Here is a 21,295-nt window from a genome sequence, read left to right as displayed (position 1 = left end):
CCCGATGTTATTTCGCGAGCTTCGCCAGCGCCGCCACCAGACCCTGCGTCGAAGAATCGTGGCCCGCAGCGCTTTCCTTGCCTTCGACGACGGGCAGCAGGCCGGTCGCCAATTCCTTGCCGAGCTCGACGCCCCACTGGTCGAAAGAGTTGATGCGGAACAGCACGCCTTCAACGAAAACGCGGTGCTCATAGAGCGCGATCAGGCGACCGAGCGCATAGGGCGTCAGCTTGTCGTAGACGAAGGTGATCGAGGGGCGATTGCCGGTGAAAACGCGGTGCGGTGCGATGAAATCGGCTTGTCCGTCGTCCATGCCCTTGTCGGTCAGCTGCTTCTTTGCCTCTTCGAAAGTACGGCCCTTCATCAGCGCTTCGGACTGCGCGAGCACATTCGATATCAGAAGCTCGTGCTGATGGCGCAGTTGCGGCTCGAAGGCATTGGCAGCGATCATGAATTCGGCCGGAATGATGCTCGTGCCCTGGTGGATCAACTGGTAGAAGGCGTGCTGGCCGTTGGTGCCCGGTTCGCCCCAGACGACAGGACCGGAATTGCCCTCGACAGGCGTGCCGTCGATCGTCACGCCCTTGCCGTTCGATTCCATGTCGAGCTGCTGCAGATAGGCCGGGAAACGCGACAGTCGCTGGTCGTAGGGCAGGATCGCACGGGTCGGATAGCCGAGTACATTGCGATGATAGAAGCCGATCAGGCCGAGGAGCATTGGGAGGTTCTTGGTGATCGGGGCCGTGCGGAAGTGATTGTCGACGGCATGGGCGCCCTCGAGAAATTTGATGAAATTCTCCGGTCCGATCGCGATCATGATCGGCAGGCCGATCGCCGACCAGAGCGAATAGCGGCCACCGACCCAATCCCAGAAGCCGAAGACGCGTTCGCTCCCGATGCCGAAGGCCGCGACCTTGTCGAGCGCGGTCGAAACGGCGGCGAAATGATGCTGGACGGCGGCCTCGCCGAGCGCGTCGGCAATGAACTTGCGCGCCGTCTGCGCATTCGTCATCGTCTCCACCGTCGTGAAGGTCTTGGAGGCGACGATGAAGAGCGTCGTCTCGGGCTGAACGAGCTTCAGCGTATCGGCGATATGGGCGCCGTCGATGTTGGAGACGAAGTGTGCGCGCGGGCCGTCGTGGAAAGGTGCCAACGCCAGCGTTGCCATGACGGGGCCGAGGTCGGAGCCGCCGATGCCGATGTTGATGACGTCGGTGATCGCCTTGCCGGTCGCCCCCTTGAGGCTGCCGGAACGGATGCCGTCGGCGAATTTGCCCATGGCGGCAAGCACGGCGTTGACATCGGGCATGACATCTTTGCCGTCAACCAGCACCGGTATATTCGAGCGGTTGCGCAGCGCCGTGTGCAGAACGGCACGGTTTTCGGTGAAGTTGATCGCCTTGCCGGCGAACATCTCGTCACGCTTGGCTTCGACGCCGCCCGTTTCCGCGAGCTTGACCAGGAGAGCCAGGATCTCGTCGTTAACCGCCGTCTTGGAATAGTCCATCAGGAGGTCGTCAAGCGACACGCTGAAGCGCGAGAAACGCTGCGGATCGGCGGCAAAGGCGGCGCGCAGGTCGGTTGCCTTGGTGGCGGCCGCAGTGCTCTTCAATTGTTCGACGATGGCATTCATGGGAGGCTCCTTTGCAGGGCGAGAGGGTCGCGGAAACTATTCGCTTTGTAGGGCGCAAATCAAGTTCGGCGACCTCTCGAGATGCAAAAAAGCCACCCGCGCAAAACGGATGGCTCATAATTTCACGCAACCGTCAAACTCAGCCGCGCAGATCCTTGCGCAGGATTTTCCCGACTGGCGTCTTCGGCAATTCGGTGCGGAATTCCACGAAACGCGGACGTTTGTAATTGGTGAGGTTTGCGGCGCAATGCGCCTTCACGTCGGCCTCTGTCAGCGCTGAGTCCTTGCGTACCACGAAAAGCTTGACGGCCTCGCCGGAGTGTCCGTCGGCAATGCCGACAGCTGCGGCCTCGAGAATGCCCGGATGCATCGCCGCCACTTCCTCGATCTCGTTCGGATAGACGTTGAAGCCGGACACGAGGATCATGTCCTTCTTCCGGTCGACGATCTTGGTGTAGCCGCGCGCATCCATGAAGCCCATGTCGCCACTGCGGAAATAGCCATCCGGCGTCATCACGCGGGCGGTCTCCTCCGGCTTGTTCCAGTAGCCGGCCATCACCTGCGGACCACGGATGCAGATCTCGCCGATCTCGCCAAGCGCAAGCGAATTGCCGTCCTCGTCGCGAATGTCAAGTTCAGTGGATGGGATCGGCAAGCCAATCGAGCCGGTGAACTCCGCAGAGTCGAAGCGATTTGCCGTCGCCACTGGCGAGGTCTCCGAGAGACCATAGCCTTCGGTGATGTGGGAGCCGGTGATCTTCATCCAGCGCTCGGCGACCGGTCGCTGCACCGCCATGCCGCCGCCAAGCGACATCACCATGGAGGAGAAGTCGATCTTGGCGAAATCGGCATTGTTCAGCAACGCGTTAAAGAGCGTATTGAGGCCCGGGAAGATGTGGACCTTGACCTTGCCGAATTCCTTGACGAGGGCCGGAATATCGCGCGGGTTGGCAATGAGGATGTTGTGCGCGCCGAGCGACATGCCCATCAGCGAATTCACCGTGAGCGCGAAGATGTGATAGAGCGGCAGGGCACAAAGGAAGTTCAGAACCTCCGGGCGCGGCTTCCTGTCGAAGGCAGATTGCAGCCAGAGTTCCAGCTGCAGCTTGTTGGACAAAAGGTTCTTGTGCGTCAGGATGGCACCCTTGGCGATGCCCGTCGTGCCACCAGTGTATTGTAGGAAGGCGATGTCGTCGCCCTTGAGGTTTGCGGGTTTCAGTGCCTTGCCTGCGCCTTCGCCCAGAACCTGCTTGAAAGTCTTGTGCTTCGGGATCGACCACGAGGGAACGAGCTTCTTCACCTTGCGCACGAGCAGATTGACGATCAGCCCCTTGGCGCCCAGCATCTCGCCGAGCGACGTGACGACGACATGGCGCACGTCGGTCTTGACAAGCACCTGTTCGACGGTCCGCGCGAAATTTTCCAGAACGAAAATGGCCTTGGCACCGGAGTCGCGCAGTTGATGTTCTAACTCGCGGGGCGTGTAGAGCGGATTGACATTCACGACCACGAAGCCGGCGCGCAGGATGCCATAAACGGCGACCGGATTTTGCAGCACGTTCGGCATCATGACGGCAACGCGGTCACCCTTCTCAACGCCGATGCTCTGCAGCCAGGCCGCAATCTTGCGGGTCTGGCCCTCAAGCTCGCCGTAGGTCAGCGTCTTGCCCATGCTGGAGAAGGCAATGCGATTGGCATAGCGCGCACAGGATTTCTCGAGCAGTTCCGCAAGCGATTCGTATTCCAGTGGCGGAAGCTCTGGCGGCACGCTGTTGGGATAGGTCGCAAGCCAGGGCTTTTCGGGCTTCGCACCGCCTGGGTGGACGGAAATGCTGTTCATCTTGTCTCTCTCCCTGTCGCTGCCGGCCGGTCCAACCGGCGAGCCGATTGGACGATCCTCCATCTTCCAACGCAGCAGCTTATGTCATCGCCTGAATGGTTCAAGCCGAGAATAGCGTTACACTAACCTTAACGTAAACGTCAATAATCGTGCGAAGCCAGTTGTCGTGACTAATTGGGAACATCGAGTTCGAGGCAGCGTTCTCGACAGGTGGACCAACCACGAGGAAACAAAAGGAGGTGCACCATGCTGCATCAGGACGCTGACAAAACCCGCCGTGACCCCAATGTGAAGGATACACCGACACTGATTGCCAGCGACCGCGTGGAAGGCACCCGCGTCTATGGAGCCGATGGCAAGCACATCGGCTCGATTGAACGATTGATTCTTGGCAAGCAGGATGGCCGCGTTGCCTACGCCGTGCTCAGCTTCGGTGGCTTCATGGGCATTGGACACGATCACTATCCGCTGCCGTGGGAAAAGCTGACTTACGATACCCAGCTTGACGGGTACCGCATCGACCTGACGAAGGAACAGATCGAAGGGGCTCCGAGCTACGCGGATGATGACGACAGCTGGTACAACGATAATGGCCGCCGAGTGTATGATTACTACGGCGTGCCTCCCTACTGGATGTAACGTCGTCCGCATGCGCGCGGTTCTTTGATCGCGCGCATATGCGCTGCGCCGCAAGCGTTTCTTCCTTGCGCTTCGGCGTGGTAAAACGACCTGGATCGGCCCCGTCGCGGACGGGGCCTATTCAGTTTCTGGCGACGAGATCGTTGGCCGAGCGCAGCACGCTGCCCATGCTGATGTCGCCTACCGACAACGCTTTTGCGGTCCGTAGCGCGAAGACGTGACTTTCCCCTGGAAGCAGCGTTACCAGCATGGAATCAACGACGACATCAGGATCGAGCCGGTCGGCCATCAGGCAAAGGTCCTTCAGCAGGGTCTCTGCCGTCACCTTCACCGCATATCCATCCGTCGTGGCGCTAAGCTCGATCGATGCCTGGGGTGCCGGAAGCTTCAGATCGATGTCCTCGACAAAATAGTGGAACGCGCGCCGGTCGAGCATCTGCACGACGATGAGCTCGTCGCCGGCATCGTCCGGCGCTGCGATATCCGCCGGTAGCGGAAACTCCTTCGCCTCGAAGCGGTCGCAGAGCAGCCGCCAGAACTCGAATTCTGCAAGCACCGTTCCGTCAAGCCGCAGGCGCTTGCCCGATATCTTCGCCCGCCAGAACAGCGTGCGCTCGTTGACAGCGACGGCTGCCAGCCCGCCATTGCGCGGCTGGATTGTCAGCAGCCTCGGATCGAATGCCTGTTGCATCGCATACCAGAGTGGTTTGCGCCGTCCCGCCGAGTCGAGTGCCGCCCAGGACGTCACCGGCCAGCAGTCGTTGAACTGCCAGACGACGGCGCCCTTGCAGACATCTCGGTGCGAGCGCATGTGCTCGATCGCGAGGCGGATAGCGCGCGCCTGGTTCAGCTGCGTGGCGAAATGCCAGTCGTCCATCGTCTGCGGCACCGGCAGATGCCCGGCAAGGCCGCGGATCAGCTTGTCATTGCCCTGCGTCGCCTTCTGATGATGGAACACCCCGTTCGAAACGGGCGTCAGCGGCGTGTCATGCACGCTTTCCTCGATCGTCGCCCAATTCGGAGGCGCCTGCCAGCCGAATTCCGAGCAGAAGCGCGGGATGTAGTTGCGATAGACCTCGTAGCCGACATCGTTCCAGACGTCCCAGATGTGTTTGCAGCCGTGTTCATCGGCGTTCGGCTCGATCTCCATCGTCCCGGAATAGGGGCTGCCGGGATAGTACGGCCGATCCGGGTCGAGTTCGGAGCAGAGCTTCGGCAGAACATCGAGATAGTAGCCGAGCCCCCAGCTGACGCCCTGCTTGATGATCGGCCGCCAGCCCCATTCGTTGAAGCCCCAGATATTCTCGTTGTTGCCATTCCAGACGATCAGCGACGGATGCGGCATCAGTCGCACGACATTGTCGCGCACCTCGGCCTCGACCTCACTTCGCAACGGCTCTTCTTCCGGATAGGAGGCGCAGGCGAACAGGAAGTCCTGCCAGACGAGCATCCCGGCGCGGTCGCAGGCCTCGTAGAACTCGTCGCGCTCGAAGATGCCGCCACCCCAGACGCGCAGCAGATTGATGTTCGCCGCCTTCGCTTCCTCGATCCGCGAGATATAGCGCTCTGCCGACACCCGCGACGGAAAGCAGTCGTCCGGAATCCAGTTCGCGCCGCAGAGGAAGAGCGGCACGTCGTTGATGACGAAGGTGAAGGCGGAGCCGTGTTCGTCGGGTGCGGTATCGAGCCTGACGGAGCGGAAGCCGATCGGCTTCGAGTAGCTATCGAGTAAGTCATCGCTTACGCCATCCCGCAATTCGATCTGTATCGGATAGAGCGGTTGTGCGCCAAGATGATGCGGCCACCAGATCTGCGGCGTCGGAACAGTCAGTTGGAACTCGACCTCGTCAGTTCCTTCCGGAAACTCGGCCACATGGCTGACACCGGCAATAGTTGCGACGAGCTTTGCCGGAACGCCGTCGTGGCGCTCGACGCTAGCGCGAACCGTCACACGCCCGTCGCCGCCTGCAAGTGTCGGCGAAACCCGCGTTTCCGCAAGCCGCGCCCGCTGCCAGCTTTCCAGCCGTACCGGCTTCCAGATCCCCGACGTCACCAGCGTCGGACCCCAGTCCCAGCCGAAGTTGCAGGCCATCTTGCGCATCAGGTTGCCTGGGCCGGGATAGTTGTTCGGCCGATAGCCGTAATGCGCCTCCATCTCGGCACCGTAGGCATAAGCGGAGCGGAAGGTCACGACGAGCTCGTTCGCACCTTGCTTCAGCCGCTTCGACACGTCGAAGCGATAGATGCGGTGCATGTTGAAGGTGCGGCCGAGTTCCTCGCCGTTCAGTACGATCGTCGCGACCGTATCGAGGCCCTCGAACACCAGCTCGTGGACTTTGCCGGCGTCCGGCGATGCATCGAAGCTGCAGCGATATGTCCAGTCTTCCTTGCCGATCCAGTCGTTGGTGATCTCGTTGACGTCGAGATAGGGATCCGGGATCAGCCGGTTGGCGAGCAAGTCGAGATGCACGCAGCCTGGGACATGTGCTGGAATTTCGGCCGGCAGGTCGCTTCGACCTGTAACGTTGCAGGAGAGCGTCCAGCCCCGGTTCAGTTCGGTCTTTTCGATCATGAGAGACTCTTAGAGATAACGGCCGTGACGCTGCAGGACTTCGATCTTGTAGCCGTCGGGATCGGTGATGAAGAAGAACAGAGCCAGCAGCTTGCCGTCGCGATTGAGCTCGACGATCTTGCCGGGGTTCAGGCCGGCCTCCGTCAGGCGCTTGTGCTCGACCTCCACTTCCTGGACGGAGAGGGCTAGATGCCCATAGCCATTGCCAAGATCGTAGGGCTCGGTACGACCCTTGTTGACGGTCAGCTCCAGTTCGAAGCCGGTCTCGTCATTGCTCATATAGATCAGGGTGAAGGTGTCGAAGTCGATGCGATCGGCAACCTTGAGGCCGAAGACCTTGCCGTAGAACTCGACCGATCGCGCCTCGTCGAGAACGCGGATCATGGAGTGAATCATCTTGGCCAAGGCTGCCTCCCATTGCCGATATCACGGCAGCCTTGGTAGCCGTCGCCTCATGCCGGGCGCAAGCCAATTCTTTCAGTGATAACGTTTTCGATCAGCCCCATCGCATCATAGATCAACACCGCCATCAGGCCGACAATCAGGCCGCCCTGCAGGATGAAGGCGGTGTTGTCCGAAATCAGCCCGGCAATGATGACTTCGCCGAGACCCTTGGCCGCCACTGTCGAGCCGATCGTTGCCGTGCCAATGTTGATGACGGTCGCAACCTTCAATCCCTCGAGGATCAGCGGCAGGGCAAGCGGCAGTTCCACCTGAAACAGCCGCTGCGTACCATTCATGCCCATGCCGTCGGCGGCATCGAGCACGGAGGGAGAGACCTGCTTGAGTCCGGAAACGGTGTTCTCGAAAATCGGCAGCAGGCCATAGAGGAAGAGGGCGATCAATGTCGGTCCGGCGCCGAAGCCGGTTGCCGGCACGGCAAGCGCGAGCACCGCCACCGGCGGGAACGTCTGGCCGGCATTGGCGATCGCCCGGGACAAAGGCAGGAAGTCTTCGCCGCTCTTGCGGGTAACGAAAATGCCGCCGAGGATCGCAAGAACGGCGCTGCCGACGATGGAGATCGCCACAAGGAAGAGATGCGAGGCGGCAAGCTGCGGAAGGCTGTTCTGGGTGTAGACGGCTGGCGCATTGTTGCTCGTCAACGGTACGAGCAGGAAGGACAGCCACTCCGTTCTGAACAAGAGGATCAAAAGCAGCACCAACGCGGCAACGCGGAAAAGGTTCGCGGAGACGAGCTTCATGCCTTGCGGCCCAGTTGAAGCAGCCGCGTCATCGAGATCGAGCCGACCGGTACCTTGCTGGCGTCCTGAACGGCGGCTTCTCCCACCCCTTGCCAGATCATTTCAGCCAGCGCGTCGCGCAGGCTGAGCGTCAGCGGCAATGCGTAAGTCAGGCCTGACTTTGCTGGCTCCATGCTCTCCTTCAGCGGCAGCAACGACATCAGCTTCAGCGCCCGGTCGGAGGTGCCGGTCAGTTGCTGCACGAAGGGGTTGGCCGGCTCGGTCAGGATCTTCTCCGGCGTCGAGCATTGCAGCAGCTTGCCGGCGCTCATCACCGCGATCTGGTTGCCGAGGTGGAATGCTTCATCCATGTCGTGCGTGACGAGGACGACGGTCGTGCCGAACTGCTTCTGGATCGCCAGCAGATCGTCCTGCGCCTTGCCGCGGATGACCGGATCGAGCGCCCCGAACGGCTCATCCATCAGCAGCAGTTCCGGTTCCGCCGCTAGTGCCCGCGCCACGCCGACGCGCTGCTGCTGACCGCCAGAAAGTTGATGCGGATATTTCTCGGCAAAGGTCGCCGGGTCCAGGTTGAACAGGCCGAGCAGTTCCTCGACGCGGCCATTGATTTTCGCCGTGTCCCAACCGAGAAGCTGTGGCACCGTCGCGATGTTCTGCGCAACGGTCCGGTGGGGGAAGAGGCCATGCCCCTGAATCGCATAGCCGATCTTGCGGCGCAGTTCCGTAACCGGCACGTCCATGATGTTCTGGCCACCGACAAAGATCTCACCCGACGTGATCGGCACGAGACGGTTGATCATCCGCATCAGCGTCGATTTGCCCGAGCCCGAGGTGCCGACAACGACGGTGATCGAGCCCTTCTCGACATCCATCGAGACATTGTCGACGACGGTCGCTGTGCCGTAGCGTTTGGTGACGTTCCTGATTTCGATCATGCTCATGCGGCGGATCCCCGTATGCTGTCGATGACCGCATCGAGGATGACGGCCGAAGAGAAGGCGAAGAAGACGGTCGGCACGGCGCCGAGCAGAACGAGGTCCATGGCTGTCTGACCAAGCCCCTGGAAGATGAAGATGCCGAATCCGCCACCGCCGATCAGTGCTGCCACCGTCACCAGGCCGATCGCCTGCACGAGGACGATCCGAATGCCGGTGAGAATGACGGGAAAGGCCAGCGGCAGGTCGATGCGCGTGAGGATCTGGCGACGCGTCAAGCCCATCCCCGCCGCGGCGTCGCGTACTGAGGGATCAACCCCCTGGAGCCCGACAACCGTGTTGGCGACGATCGGCAGCAGCGAATAGAGGATGAGGGCGATCAATGCGGGTGCCGCCCCGATGCCGCGAATACCGATGGAGGCAGCGGCTGGAACATGGGTCGCGAGATAGCCGAGCGGCAGCATCAGGATGCCGAAAAGCGCCAGGCTCGGGATCGTCTGGATGAGGCTGAGGCCCTGCAGGACGACCGCCCGCAACTTTGGCACCCAGAAGCACAGGATGCCGAGTGGCAGGCCAATGACGATGGCGATCGCCAGCGAGCCGAACGCCAGCAGCAAATGGGCGAGCGCTTCCGTCCAGAACTGAGCGGATCGGGTCGCGAATTCCTTCATGATCGAGAGATCGTCGAGCAGTCCGGATGCAAGGAAGATGCCGAGCAGTCCGGTGTAGACGACAAGTGCCGCAATGCGCATCCACGGCGTAAGCTCGATTTTCACAAGCGCATCCGAGACGATGAGCCCGATCACGGCAAACAAGACCCAGAACCCACCGCCCGGCGTCATGCGCGCGGCATTGCTGTTGGGTGGCGTGAAGGCCGAGGCCGCAAAACCAATGGTCGCCAGCAGGGCTGCAAAACAGAGGGTCGAAATCACCAGCCGCAACAACGCGTTCTGCAGAAACAGAACGGCCACAGCCGTGACGATAAGGAGAATTGTCAGGATGATGGCGGAGGGTTGATTGAGCAGCTGCGTTAGCAGCATCGGTTTTCCGGCTGCGATACGGTTTGCCTTCACGTAGATGAAAGGCAGGAGCGCAATTGCGACAATGCCGGCCGTCACCAGCACCACGCCGAGCCGGTCCAGCTTACGGACCGCTAAGGTTTCTTCCATCGATCCATCCCTGTCCGGTCACAAAGGATGCTCCGCCCGCGCAGGCGGAGCATCTGGCAACGAGGCTACTTCAGGAAGCCCTTTTCCTTCAGGTAGCCCTCGGCAACGGACTTCGCCGGTTCGCCATCGACCTGGATCTTGCCGTTCAGCTTGCGCAGCTCATCGGCGGTCAGGCTCTTGAAGATCGGTGCGAGCACGACCTCGATCTTCGGGTTCGCCTTCAGCACTTCCTCGCGGATGATCGCGGTCGGCGCATAGACCTGCTGGACGTTCTTGTCGTCCTCGAGAACGGTCAGTTCCGCGGCTTGGATCGCACCGTCAGTGCCATAGACCATGGCCGTGTTGGCGCCGTTTGTCTGATCGGCGGCGGCCTTGATGGTCGCGGCTGTATCACCGCCGGAAAGGACGATTTCCTGGTCCGGCTTCAGCGTGAAGCCATAGGTCGTCTGGAATGCCGGAAGCGCGCCGGCCGAGTTGATGAATTCGGCCGAAGCCACGAGCTTCGCAGCGCCGCCACCGGCGACCCACTTGCCGAAATCCGACATGGTCTTCAGCTTGTTCGGGCCGGCGACATCATTGCGCACGGCAAGCGCCCAGGTGTTGTTGGCCGGCGATGGCGTCAGCCAGACGATCTTGTTGGCATCGTAGTCGAGCTTCTTGGCGAGATCGTAGCCCTGCTGGAGGTTCTTCCAGGCGGCGTCATCGGCCTTGTTGAAGAAGAATCCGGCATTGCCAGTGTATTCCGGATAGATGTCGATTTCGCCGGCGGTGATCGCCTTGCGAAGAACCGGCGTCGTGCCGAGCGCAACGCGGTCCTGCGTCTTGATGCCGTTTGCATTGAGCGCCAGCACGATCACGTTGCCGAGCAGCGTGCCTTCCGTATCGATCTTCGATGAAACCACGACGTCTGCGGCGTGGGCCGCGCCTGCCGCAAAAGCGGAAAGCGAAACGGCAAGAGCGAATTTCTTCAGCATGGATTGTCCCCTTGATTTACACCGTTTGACTGCGCGGAAGACCCTGGCGGAGGCCCCCAACGTATGAAACCACCGGCGAAAGCAGCGTTGCTGCGATCATCCCGGAAATACGTGCGTGATGGAAATAGCGTTCGCGTTCGAAAAATCGATGCAGGCCTCTCCAGTTTTGCGGTCGCGGCGTGATTATGGAGGTGAACACAAACGCTTGCGCGAAAATGCATTTCCTTTTCCATCGCCGTCGCGATTTGTTTTTGTTCCCTTGCGCGTTTCCGCAGATGTCCGGTGCTCTTTCCGTGGTTCTACTGCCACGCCCGGTTTTGTTCTTGACAAGAAACGATAGCCTTCCGATTTCGCGGCAGGGATATCTTTTTTAGCGAACACGTCATATCGTTCGATTTTTCATATTGTTACGGAGAACGCGGTTGCAACTCGGCACGTTGTTTGTTGCTAGTCGGGTGCTGTCATCAGGCTCGGTGAGGGAGACGGCACGCGCCCTTTCACTTGCGGCATCGACGGTTTCGACGGCAGTCCGCAATCTTGAAACCGAGCTGGCACTGAAGCTGACAGAGCGTAGTTCCGGCGAGCTCGCGACGCTGCTTGCCAGCGACGACGTCCGTGAAAAGCTCCTGCCGATCGTGCGGTCGGCCGAGACATTGGCGGAATGGATGGGAAGCGACAGACCATCGCGCCTGCCGTTCAAGATCGCCACGATGGAGCGATTTCTCGAAGTCGCGGACCAGGGCAGCATCAACCGGGCGGCACGGCGGCTAAAGCTTGGTCAGCCACAGCTTTCGCTCCAGATCGCGACGTTGGAGAAGGCGGTGGGTTATCGACTGTTCGAGCGGCAAGCTCAGGGCTCCGCGCTGACCGACCGGGGGAGTGAAATCTATGCCATCTTCCAGGCCATCACCCAGGGATGGAATGACCTGAAGGCATCCGCAGACGAACGCTATCAGCGCACGGCGCGGTCGCTACGCATCGGTTCGATCATTCCAACAGGATCAGAAAGCTGGGTGGCGCGATGCCTTGGGACGCTGGTCGCCGAGTGGAATGCCAGCCGCAGCAAAAACGCGATCTCGCTGGTGTTGATGACGGCGGATGATTTGCGCGAAGCCCTCAAGGCTGGCCGCATTGATGTTGCAATTCTCGACTCCGTCTTCGGGCTCGAGCGTTTCAGGCACCGTGAATTGCTGCAGACGAACATGGTTCTTATCGCACCACTGCAGAGCCGCGAGCGGACCGTAACCGAACTTGTCGAAAGTCACGCGATCTGCACGCCGAGTTCCCGAACCGGCCTCGGACACGCCACGATGGCGCTGAGTCATGAGCGCGCCAACAATCGCCGCTACCGGAACCAGGATATCACGGCGGCTGACTCGCTGCCTGTCATCGTCGACCTTGTGGCCAATCACGGCTACATCTCGTTTCTTGGCCGCGTCAGCGCCATGCCTATTGCCGATAAGGTTCGGATCGTCGAGCTCGATGAGTATATTCCGATGTCCTATCACGTTGCCTTCAACCATCGGAAAGCCTCGGCTGACGCAAGCGCCATGATCATCGATGCCGTTGCCAAAATAATTGCCAGGCCCGTCGCGCAAGAGAGCGCCTTCGCTTAAAGAGACAGCGGCGGACAGGGAGATTCGAACGTGAGTGTTTTGCTGGAAGTATGTGTGGACAGCCCACAGGGCCTTGCGGCCGCGATCGCCGGCGGTGCCAACCGGATCGAGCTCTGCTCGGCTCTAGAGCTCGGCGGACTGACGCCGGTTGCTGGCCTGATGAAGGCTGCGGCTGCCGCGCCTATTCCTGTCTATGCGATGATCCGGCCGCACGCGGGCCCCTTCGTATTCGATGAGGCTGACGAAGAGGCGATGATGGCCGATATCGATGCCGCGCGCGCTTTTGGGCTCGCCGGGGTTGTCATCGGTGCCAATCGTTTGGATGGTGCGCTGGACGTACCGCTGATCAGTCGGTTAAAGGCGCGCGCCGAGGGCCTTGGATCGACCCTTCACCGCGCCTTCGATCTCGTCCCTGATGCCGATGCAGCGCTGGAACAGGCGATCGAGCTTGGCTGCGAGCGCATTCTGACGTCCGGCTGTGTGCCGAAAGCGATCGACGGTTTGGAGACGCTGGGCCGTCTCTCCCGCAAGGCGGCCGGCCGCATCTCGACCATGCCCGGCAGCGGCGTGCGTCCCGGCAACGTGGGCGAGATACTGAGGGCTACAGGCGCAAGAGAGGTTCACGCCTCCTGCAGCTCACGGATCGACAGCATCGATCCACGGGCGGTTGCCTTCGGCTTCGAAGCACCGACGACCAACCGGACGGATGCCGACGTCGTCCGTCAAATGCGCGCGGCGATCGACGCGCTTTAGGCGCTGACCTCGATGACCGCCTTGATCAGGCCGCTCTTTTCGTGAGCCCAGCGTGCCAGGTCTCGCGGTGCGTCGGCGAGCGTCGTGCGGTGGGTGATCAATTGCTCGACGGGCACGAGCCCTCTGGCGATCGAATCCGCGACATGCTCGAAATCCACGCGCGTCGCATTGCGGCTGCCGATCACCATCATTTCGCGCTTATGAAACTCCGGATCGGAGAAACGGATGTCGTCCTTGACGACGCTGACCAGGACCAGCGCGCCGCCATGGGCGACGAAGCTGAAAGCCTTCTCCATCGACGGGCCATAGCCGGTGGCATCGAAGACGACATCGAAACCATCGCGGTCGGTCTTCGCCTTGACAGCTTCGGAGGCGCCTTCGCCGGCAACGATGCCCGAGGAGAAACCAAACCGATCGGCGGCCATCTGCAGTCGTTCCTGACTGGTGTCTAGCAATGTGACCTCATGCCCGGCAATCCGCGAAAAGATCGCCGCGCCCAGCCCGATTGGACCGGCGCCGATAACGAGTGAGCGTGATCCGGCCGGCGCCATGGAACGGCGAACCGCATGGGCGCCGATTGCGAGGAACTCGGTGGTGGCCGCAGCCTCCAGGCTCACGCCCTTTGCAGCGTAGAGATTGCCTACGGGGACGCTGATCTCGTCGCAGAACGCTCCATCCGTATGGACGCCCAGCACCTTGATATCGGTGCAGCAATTCGGTTTGCCCTGGCGGCACGCAACACAGCTGCCACACGAAAGATACGGATTGACGATGACGGGCGTGCCGACCGCCATGGCAACACCGTCACCTGCTTCCAGAACCGTTGCCGAGATCTCGTGCCCCATCACACGCGGATATTCGAGGAACGGATGCTTGCCCTCGAAGATGTGGTAGTCCGTGCCGCAGATTCCGACATGGCTGACCGCAAGCCGTACCCAGCCGGTGTTAGGCGTGCCGGGGGAAGGGCGTTCCACGAGTTCGAGGACACCGGGTTCTTGGCAGAGCACTGCTTTCATAATTGTCTCGCATTCCTGAAATGGAAGAAGCCGGCCTTGGGGCCGGCTCCATATGTCGCTGGCAGCTTACGGATTGCGGCGGCGGCGCAGCTGGTCGAAGTAGACAATCACGATGATCAGCAGGCCGGTGATGATACGCTGCCAGAACGAATTGACGTTAAGCAGGTTCGCGCCGTTGTTGATCGTCGCCAGAATGAAGGCGCCGATGAGCGGCCCCTGGACCGAACCGACGGCGCCGAACAGGCTGGTGCCACCGATTACCGAGGAGGCGATCGCCTGCAGTTCCCATCCGTCGGCCTGCGTGGCGTTGCCAATCGCGATACGTGAGGCAAGCAGAACGCCGACAAAGGCAGCAAAGGTCGCGGAAAGAATGTAGGCGAGATAGATGATGCCGTTCACCCGGACGCCTGAGAGGCGCGCCGCTTCGCGGTTCGAACCGACAGCGAAGAGGTAGCGCCCCCAGCGGCTCAGGTGCAGGAAGACATAGGACGGGACCGCGACGAGAATGACCATCCAGAACAGGCTCGGCACGCCGAGAAAGTCGGCGCGGGCAAAGTTCGTGAAGGGCTCGTTGACGATGTTGATAGTCGAGCCGTTGGTGATCAAGAGCCCGATACCGCGGAGCGACGTCAGCGTCGCGAGCGTGATGATGAAGGGCGGCAGCCCCATTTTGACGATGCCGAAGCCATGGAACACGCCGATGCCAACGCCGATCAGCAGCGTTATCAGGATGGATGCCCAGACCGGCACGCCTGCCTGCAGCAGCCAGGCAAGGATAACGCTGGTGAAGCCGACAATTGCTCCCACCGAAAGGTCGATGCCGGCTGTGATGATCACGAAGGTCTGGCCAAGAGCCAAAATCGCCGTCATCGCGCCTTGGCGCAAGAGGTTGGAGATATTCAGCGGCGTCCAGAAGCTGGCGGTGACGAATCCGAGAACGATCCAAAGGAAAGCCAGCAGACCGATAAGGGTCAGGCCGAAGAGGATGTTCACTTTCCGGCGCGGGGGCGGTGCGGCGATCTCGGTGGGGGTTGCGGTCATTGGTTTTCTCTCCCTCTTGTTCTTTTAGACGCCGATCGCTTCGCTCAGCACTTCTTCATGCGTTGCTGCGTGGAAGTCGTGGCTCGCCACAAGCTGGCCGCGGCGGAATACGTGCAGCCTGTCGGCGAGTTCATAAACTTCAGGCAGATAGGAGGAGATCAGGATGATTCCGGCCCCCTGTTTCAGAAGCTTGGCGAACAGCCGGTAGATTTCCGCCTTGGTGCCAACATCGACGCCCACGGTCGGCTCGTCGAAGATGAAGAGCCGCGCGCCATAGCTCAGCCACTTGCCGATGACGACTTTCTGTTGATTGCCGCCGGACATGGCCGAAACCAGAACGCGCCGGCTGGGCGTCTTGATCGCGAGGTCACGGATCTGCTGGTCGGCATTCTGCGTTTCCTCGGAGTGGCTGATGACGGGACCCTTGCTCAGCCGCTTGAAGACCGGAAGATTGATGTTGAGCCCGATCGGCAGATTGAGGCAAAGACCCTGGTCGCGACGGCTCTCCGGCGCAAGCGCGATGCCGAGTTCCATCGCGGCACGTTCGTCCTTGATATCAACCTTCTTGCCCATCCAGTGGATTTCACCGGACGTCGTCTTTTCCCGGCCGAAGAGGCCAAGCGCGAATTCGCTGCGTCCGGCGCCGATCAAGCCATAGAGGCCGACGATCTGCCCAGCCTTGACCGAGAGCGAGATATCCTCGAAGCCCGGTCCGGAAAGCCCGCGCACGTCGAGGATGGTGTCTCCGATCGGGATTTCTTCCTTGTGATAAATCTGCTCGATTGAGCGGTTGATCATCAGGGCGATCAACTCGGCCTCGTTCGTCTCGCCGATCGTGCGCGTGCCGACATGCGTACCGTCACGCAGCACCGAAACGCGATCCGCGAGCTCGAACACCTCTTCCATGCGGTGGCTGATGTAGACGATCGTCACGCCTTCGCCCTGCAGACGGCGGATCAGCTTGAAAAGCTGCGCGGATTCCTGGCGGGTCAGGTAAGCGGTCGGTTCATCGAAAATCAGAAACTGGGTGCCGCGCATTGCGGCGCGTGCCGTCGCAACAAGCTGCTGCTGACCGATTGTCAGGTCGGCGAGCGGTACGCCGGCGGGCAGTCCGAAGCCGAGATCGTCGAGGACGGCCTGCGCCATCTTCTCCATCTCGCGCTTGCGCATCAGACCGTATTGATTGACCTCGTCGCCGAGAAAGAGGTTGGCCGCCACCGTCAGATGTGGACAAAGGACAACTTCCTGATGGACGGCGTTGATGCCGCGGGCGATTGCCTCATTGGGCGTTGCTAGCGCGACTGGGTGGCCGCACCAGAGGATCTCGCCGGCCGTTCTGGTGATAACGCCCGTCAGCAGCTTGATCAGCGTCGACTTGCCGGCGCCGTTCTCACCGACAATCGCGTGGATCTCACCCGCCAGGAACGTCATCGTCGCCGGCTTTAGCGCCTGGACGTAGCCGTAATTCTTCTGCAATCCCTTGAGTTCGAGGATCGGTGTGCCCGCCGGAATGCGGTTTGCCTCCGTCAGCGTGGCGCTATCATCGTGTCGATGACTGACCTCTTCCAGGCTCATGGGCGTCTCCTCCTCGCGAATTGCCTGCCATCTCCCACCCGCCGTCGGCGCTCTGCGAACGATAACACAGGTGACAGAAAGGCCGCGCGGAGATTCTCCCGCGCGGCCATCGTCAGATGATTACTTGACCTTGGGGTTCAGCAGAGCGTCGATCTTCGGATCGCTCATGTTGGCCTTGGTGACCAGGTTGGCGCCGGTATCGACCTTCTCTTCGACCTTCTCGCCCTTGGAGACGGCAAGCGCCGTCTTCACGCCGTCATAGCCCATGCGGTAGGGATCCTGAACAACGAGACCAGCAAGAGAGCCGTCCTTGAGGAAGCCGACCGTCTTGTCGTCGCTGTCGAAGGCGATGACCTTGATCTTGTCGCCGAGCTTGTTTTCCGCGATCGCCTGGCCGACGCCCTGTCCGAGGATGAGGTTCGAGGCGAAGACGCCTACAAGGTTCGGATTGGCGGTGATCAGGTCGGTCATCATGTTGAGACCGGTCGTTGCCTGGCCGTCACCGTACTTGTCGGCGATGACCTTGAGGCCGGGATGCTTCGTCTTCACCTGGTCGAGGAAACCTTCGCGGCGCTGCTCGAGCGAGCCGACGCCAGGCAGGTTGGTGAGGATGACGACTTCGCCTTCTTCCTTGCCGGTCATTTCCTTGATGGCTGCGGCAAGGCCGTCGGCTGCAATGCGGCCGCCCTGAACGTTGTCGGTCGTCAGGAACGACTTGAATGCCTTGGAATCGGCAGCCGAGTCGATGCCGATGATCGGAACGGACTTGGCGGCTTCATCAATCGGCTTGCCAAGGGCCTTGAATTCAGTCGGCGAGATGACGATTGCAGCCGGCTTGCCGGCGACGGCGTTCTCAAGAATGCTGATCTGGCCGTTAACGTCGGATTCGGCCTGTGCACCGAGTTCCGGCACGTTGACGCCGAGATCCTTGCCAGCCTTGCGGGCACCGGCCAAAACGATCTGCCAGTAGAAGGACGTCGTGTCCTTGACGATGATCGGGATCGTCACATCAGCCGCGAACGACGTCACCGGCATTGCGGTGGCGATGACAGCGGCGCCCGCAAGAGCCGTGAAGGCTCGGCGGGAGAGAATGGATTTCATGCGCATGCGGTTCTCCTCCAAAGTGCGTTCTCCTCCAAGCAAACCGTACCGCTGAACGCGTGCGGACGATTTTTATCGATAAAAAACAGTTTCATCAGAAGCTAGCCGAGCCAAAGTCAAATTGCAAGTAGCTTCGCAGGCTCCATTGTCGTTTCTTTGTCTATCGCAAGTAGTTGTTTTTACAGATGTTCAACCCTGACCTAAAGTTCCGTCAGCCGCGATAGATTTCATGCGGGTGAACGACACCTTTCTTCAAAATCAAGTTACCGTATAGCCGGAATTCTGTCGTCGCCACGATGTAGGCGGCCGTGCGGGCACGCTCATAAAAGGTGAACCGCTCCAGAGAGGCGATCTTGAAGTCGCCAGCGCGCCTCGAGACGATTTCCTGAAATTCGGCGCAGACGTCGGGCACGGCGGTCGGATCGCCGACCACCTCCATGCGCCAGGCCGTTTCCGGCACGAAGGTATCGAGTGGAAAATGCGTCAGGATTGCCTCGGCCATATCGGTCGCGCTGACGCCGTCGGCGCGGATGACGTCCGGCCCCATCGTGCTCGAAGGGAAGTTGGCGTCGGCAATCACGATGTCGTCGCCGTGTCCCATGCGAGCGATCGCGCGCAGCAGGTCGGGATTGAGGATGGGGTGAATACCTCTCAGCATGGTCGATCCTTAAACACGCACGGCATCTTCGCCGAGCGGCGGCGCGACGAGCGTCAGAGCGTCGAATTCGGGGAAGATCGAGCCCGGCAAGGCGGGCTCGAAGAGTTCCATATTGCGCTTGAGGCTGGAAGCCTTTGCCGTGCCGATCAGCACGGACGAGACAAGCGGATCGCGAAGCGGAAACTGCAGCGCCGGGGCGGCCAACGGCACGCCATGCTTGACGGCGATCCTCTCCATGCTCGCGACCTTGGCGAGTACCTCCTCTGTTGCCGGCATGTAGTCGAAGTGCGAGCCGGCCACAGGTCCTGTTGCCAGGATGCCGGAATTGAAGACGCCGCCGACGACGAGTGATGTTCCCTTCTTCCGGCAGAGCGGCAGAAGCTCTGCTTCCGCCGACCGGTCGAGCAAGGTGTAACGCCCGGCCATCAGGATGCAATCGATGTCGGCATTGCGCATCACATCGAGGCAGACCGGAACCTCGTTGACGCCGAGCCCGAAGGCCTTGATCGCGCCGGAGGACTTCAGTTGTTCGAGCGCCTTGATGCCGTTATCCAGGAACTGCTTCTGAAGGACGGCGTTTTTCGCCGCGCCATGAGTGTAGCCGCCGAGATCGTGGACATAGAGGATATCGATCCGGTTCAGTCCGAGACGGGCATAGCTGAACTCCACCGAGCGCATGATGCCATCGTAGGAATAGTCGTAGTCCGCATCGAAAGAGAGCGGATCGACGTAGCTGTAGTCGGGAACCGTTCCCGTTGGCACTGGGCGTAGCAGCCGGCCAACCTTGGTCGAAAGCACCCACTCCTTTTCCGGCTTGTCACGCAGGAAATCGCCAAAGCGACGCTCGGCAAGGCCAAGGCCATACCATGGTGCGACATCGAAGTAGCGAATGCCGCTGTCCCATGCAGCCTCCAGCGTCTCCATGGCCTGCTCGCGCGGGCAGGTCCGATACAGGCCGCCGAGAGCCGCGCCACCGAAGCTAACTTCGGTGACCTCAAGCTCCGTCTGGCCGATCCTCCTCGTCTTCATCATTCCTCCTCGGAAGACTTGATATGCGTGTGATTTAGAGCGTCGCGCCCAGATGCCACGGCACGAACTCATTGTCGCCGTAGCCGAATTCTTCGCTCTTCGTCTTCTTGCCCGATGCCGTGTCGATGATCAGGTTGAAGATCTCGCGGCCCTTGGCGCTGATCGTGGCGTCGCCCGTGGCGATCGTACCGCAGTCGATATCCATGTCCTCTTCCATCGAGGCATAGAGAGCAGAATTGCTGGAAAGCTTGATCGAAGGCGCCGGACGGCAGCCGAAGCAGCTGCCGCGGCCGGTGGTGAAGGCGATCATGTTCGCGCCGCCGGCCACCTGACCGGTTGCGGAGACTGGGTCATAGCCGGGAGTATCCATGAAGACGAGACCGGGCTCAGTGACCCGCTCGGCGTAGCCGTAGACAGCGGTCAAGGGTGAACGACCACCCTTGGCGACGGCGCCCAATGATTTTTCGAGAATGGTCGTCAAGCCGCCGCGCTTGTTGCCCGGCGACGGGTTGTTATCGAGCGATGCGCCGTGCATCGCCACGTACTTCTCCCACCAGGCGATCTTGTCGTCGAGCTTCCTGGCAACCTCGTCGTTGACGGCGCGGCTGCGCAGCAGGTGCTCAGCACCGTAGATCTCCGAGGTTTCGGAGAGGATTGCCGTGCCGCCGGCAGCCGCCAGAAGATCGGCGGCAACGCCAAGAGCCGGATTGGCGGTGATGCCGGAAAAGCCATCCGAGCCGCCGCACTGCAGGCCGATGATGATGTCCCCGATCGGCAGCGCCACCCGCTTTTCCTTGCCGACATCCTGGGCAATCTCGCGCAGCATACCCATGGCGCGCTCAACGGCGCGACGCGAGCCGCCGGCATCCTGGATGTTGAAATGGCGCTTGGAGTTGCCGGCGCCGCTCTGGCCGTAGAGGGTGAGCTGGTTGACTTCGCAGCCGAGCCCGATCATCAGCACGCCGCCAAAATTCACATGCCGCGTATAGCCCGCAAGCGTCCGGTGGAGGACCGCCATGCCGTCGCCGGTGGAACTCATGCCACAGCCCTGGTCGTGGACGATTGGCACGAAACCGTCGATGCCGTCGAAATGCGGCAGGATCGTCCGGTTGGCCTCGTCGGCGATCGCCCGACAGACCGTGGTGGAACAGTTCACGCTGGCAATGATGCCGATGTAGTTACGCGTCGCCGAGCGGCCGTCGGCGCGGCGATAGCCCATGAACGTGCGCGCTCTGTCCGCGGTAGTTGCTTCTTCCGGCGCCGAGTTGGCGGTTGCCGCAAGACGATCGTTCTCGAAGTGCAGGTTGTGGCTGTGAATATGGTCGCCGGCCTTTACGTCCGCTGTCGTGCGTCCGATTGCCTGCCCGTATTTGACGACGGGCTGGCCAAGCGGAATGTCGGTGAGGGCGATCTTGTGGCCGGGGTCGATCTTCTCGCGTGTCTGGATGCCGGCGACCGTCGCGCCGGAGGGGATCGCCGCCGTTGCGACCGCAACGTTGTCGCCGGCAGACAAGATGATCCAAGGGTCTTTGGTCAACATTC

The 21,295-nt window shown here is 61.0% G+C and carries 18 protein-coding genes; 3 read left to right on the top strand and 15 right to left on the bottom strand.

The window, feature by feature from the left end; all coding sequences use genetic code 11:
• Positions 1-7: 7 nt before the first annotated feature.
• Both pgi and ATY79_RS12125 read right to left on the bottom strand, forming a co-directional pair.
• Entirely contained in the window at positions 8-1,633 is a 1,626-nt protein-coding gene (gene pgi, locus ATY79_RS12130; protein WP_088703990.1) for a glucose-6-phosphate isomerase, read from the bottom strand.
• A 139-nt stretch (positions 1,634-1,772) separates the two neighbouring features.
• Positions 1,773-3,473: a long-chain fatty acid--CoA ligase gene (locus ATY79_RS12125; RefSeq protein WP_088704188.1), complete on the bottom strand. Its 1,701-nt coding sequence runs from the start codon at positions 3,471-3,473 to the stop codon at positions 1,773-1,775.
• 246 nt (positions 3,474-3,719) lie between these two features.
• On the opposite strand from ATY79_RS12125, the gene ATY79_RS12120 reads away from it, so the two are divergent.
• Complete coding sequence (locus ATY79_RS12120; RefSeq protein ID WP_088703989.1) at positions 3,720-4,112, top strand: PRC-barrel domain-containing protein; 393 nt, start codon at positions 3,720-3,722, stop codon at positions 4,110-4,112.
• Positions 4,113-4,233: 121 nt separating this feature from the next.
• Here the strand turns inward: ATY79_RS12120 and ATY79_RS12115 are convergent, their stop codons facing one another.
• From ATY79_RS12115 to ATY79_RS12090, 6 genes are all read right to left on the bottom strand, one after another.
• Positions 4,234-6,684: a glycoside hydrolase family 2 protein gene (locus ATY79_RS12115; RefSeq protein WP_088703988.1), complete on the bottom strand. Its 2,451-nt coding sequence runs from the start codon at positions 6,682-6,684 to the stop codon at positions 4,234-4,236.
• Positions 6,685-6,693: 9 nt separating this feature from the next.
• On the bottom strand, positions 6,694-7,089 hold the full coding sequence (locus tag ATY79_RS12110) for a VOC family protein (protein ID WP_047516444.1): 396 nt from the start codon (positions 7,087-7,089) through the stop codon (positions 6,694-6,696).
• Between the two features lie 47 nt (positions 7,090-7,136).
• Positions 7,137-7,886 (bottom strand): ABC transporter permease, encoded by a 750-nt coding sequence (locus tag ATY79_RS12105; protein ID WP_088703987.1) that lies wholly within the window; start codon positions 7,884-7,886, stop codon positions 7,137-7,139.
• Positions 7,883-8,827: an ABC transporter ATP-binding protein gene (locus ATY79_RS12100; RefSeq protein WP_088691237.1), complete on the bottom strand. Its 945-nt coding sequence runs from the start codon at positions 8,825-8,827 to the stop codon at positions 7,883-7,885. Before ATY79_RS12100 ends, ATY79_RS12105 begins: the two co-directional genes overlap by 4 nt.
• Positions 8,824-9,990, bottom strand: coding sequence for an ABC transporter permease (locus tag ATY79_RS12095; RefSeq protein WP_088691238.1), 1,167 nt, complete (start codon positions 9,988-9,990; stop codon positions 8,824-8,826). The genes ATY79_RS12100 and ATY79_RS12095 overlap by 4 nt, the downstream gene beginning before the upstream one ends.
• Positions 9,991-10,055: 65 nt before the next feature.
• Complete coding sequence (locus ATY79_RS12090; protein WP_088691239.1) at positions 10,056-10,964, bottom strand: ABC transporter substrate-binding protein; 909 nt, start codon at positions 10,962-10,964, stop codon at positions 10,056-10,058.
• A 422-nt stretch (positions 10,965-11,386) separates the two neighbouring features.
• Between ATY79_RS12090 and ATY79_RS12080 the strand changes: the two genes are divergently transcribed.
• Positions 11,387-12,580: a LysR family transcriptional regulator gene (locus tag ATY79_RS12080; protein ID WP_088691241.1), complete on the top strand. Its 1,194-nt coding sequence runs from the start codon at positions 11,387-11,389 to the stop codon at positions 12,578-12,580.
• Positions 12,581-12,610: 30 nt separating this feature from the next.
• The gene (locus tag ATY79_RS12075) at positions 12,611-13,333 is read left to right on the top strand and encodes a copper homeostasis protein CutC (RefSeq protein WP_088703986.1); all 723 of its coding nucleotides are present in this window, start codon (positions 12,611-12,613) and stop codon (positions 13,331-13,333) included.
• On the opposite strand, the gene ATY79_RS12070 is transcribed toward ATY79_RS12075, so the two are convergent.
• From ATY79_RS12070 to ATY79_RS12040, 7 genes are all read right to left on the bottom strand, one after another.
• Positions 13,330-14,349 carry a zinc-binding alcohol dehydrogenase family protein gene (locus tag ATY79_RS12070; RefSeq protein ID WP_088691243.1) on the bottom strand — a complete coding sequence of 340 codons (1,020 nt, stop codon included), beginning with the start codon at positions 14,347-14,349 and terminating at the stop codon, positions 13,330-13,332. The genes ATY79_RS12075 and ATY79_RS12070 overlap by 4 nt on opposite strands.
• A 66-nt stretch (positions 14,350-14,415) precedes the next feature.
• Positions 14,416-15,390 carry an ABC transporter permease gene (locus ATY79_RS12065; protein WP_088691244.1) on the bottom strand — a complete coding sequence of 325 codons (975 nt, stop codon included), beginning with the start codon at positions 15,388-15,390 and terminating at the stop codon, positions 14,416-14,418.
• Positions 15,391-15,414: 24 nt separating this feature from the next.
• On the bottom strand, positions 15,415-16,965 hold the full coding sequence (locus tag ATY79_RS12060; protein ID WP_088691245.1) for a sugar ABC transporter ATP-binding protein: 1,551 nt from the start codon (positions 16,963-16,965) through the stop codon (positions 15,415-15,417).
• A 120-nt stretch (positions 16,966-17,085) separates the two neighbouring features.
• Positions 17,086-18,072, bottom strand: a complete 987-nt coding sequence (locus tag ATY79_RS12055; RefSeq protein ID WP_088691246.1) for an ABC transporter substrate-binding protein — start codon at positions 18,070-18,072, stop codon at positions 17,086-17,088.
• Between the two features lie 205 nt (positions 18,073-18,277).
• A complete protein-coding gene (locus tag ATY79_RS12050; RefSeq protein WP_088703985.1) occupies positions 18,278-18,724 on the bottom strand; it encodes an RbsD/FucU domain-containing protein in 447 nt (148 codons plus the stop codon).
• A 9-nt stretch (positions 18,725-18,733) separates the two neighbouring features.
• Positions 18,734-19,753 (bottom strand): aldo/keto reductase, encoded by a 1,020-nt coding sequence (locus tag ATY79_RS12045; RefSeq protein ID WP_088691248.1) that lies wholly within the window; start codon positions 19,751-19,753, stop codon positions 18,734-18,736.
• Positions 19,754-19,787: 34 nt separating this feature from the next.
• On the bottom strand, positions 19,788-21,290 hold the full coding sequence (locus ATY79_RS12040; RefSeq protein WP_088691496.1) for an altronate dehydratase family protein: 1,503 nt from the start codon (positions 21,288-21,290) through the stop codon (positions 19,788-19,790).
• Positions 21,291-21,295 lie beyond the last annotated feature (5 nt).

Origin of the sequence: Rhizobium sp. R693 (assembly GCF_002211315.1) — a bacterium.
Lineage (GTDB): Bacteria > Pseudomonadota > Alphaproteobacteria > Rhizobiales > Rhizobiaceae > Rhizobium.
This window is presented reverse-complemented; position numbering and strand designations above follow the sequence as displayed.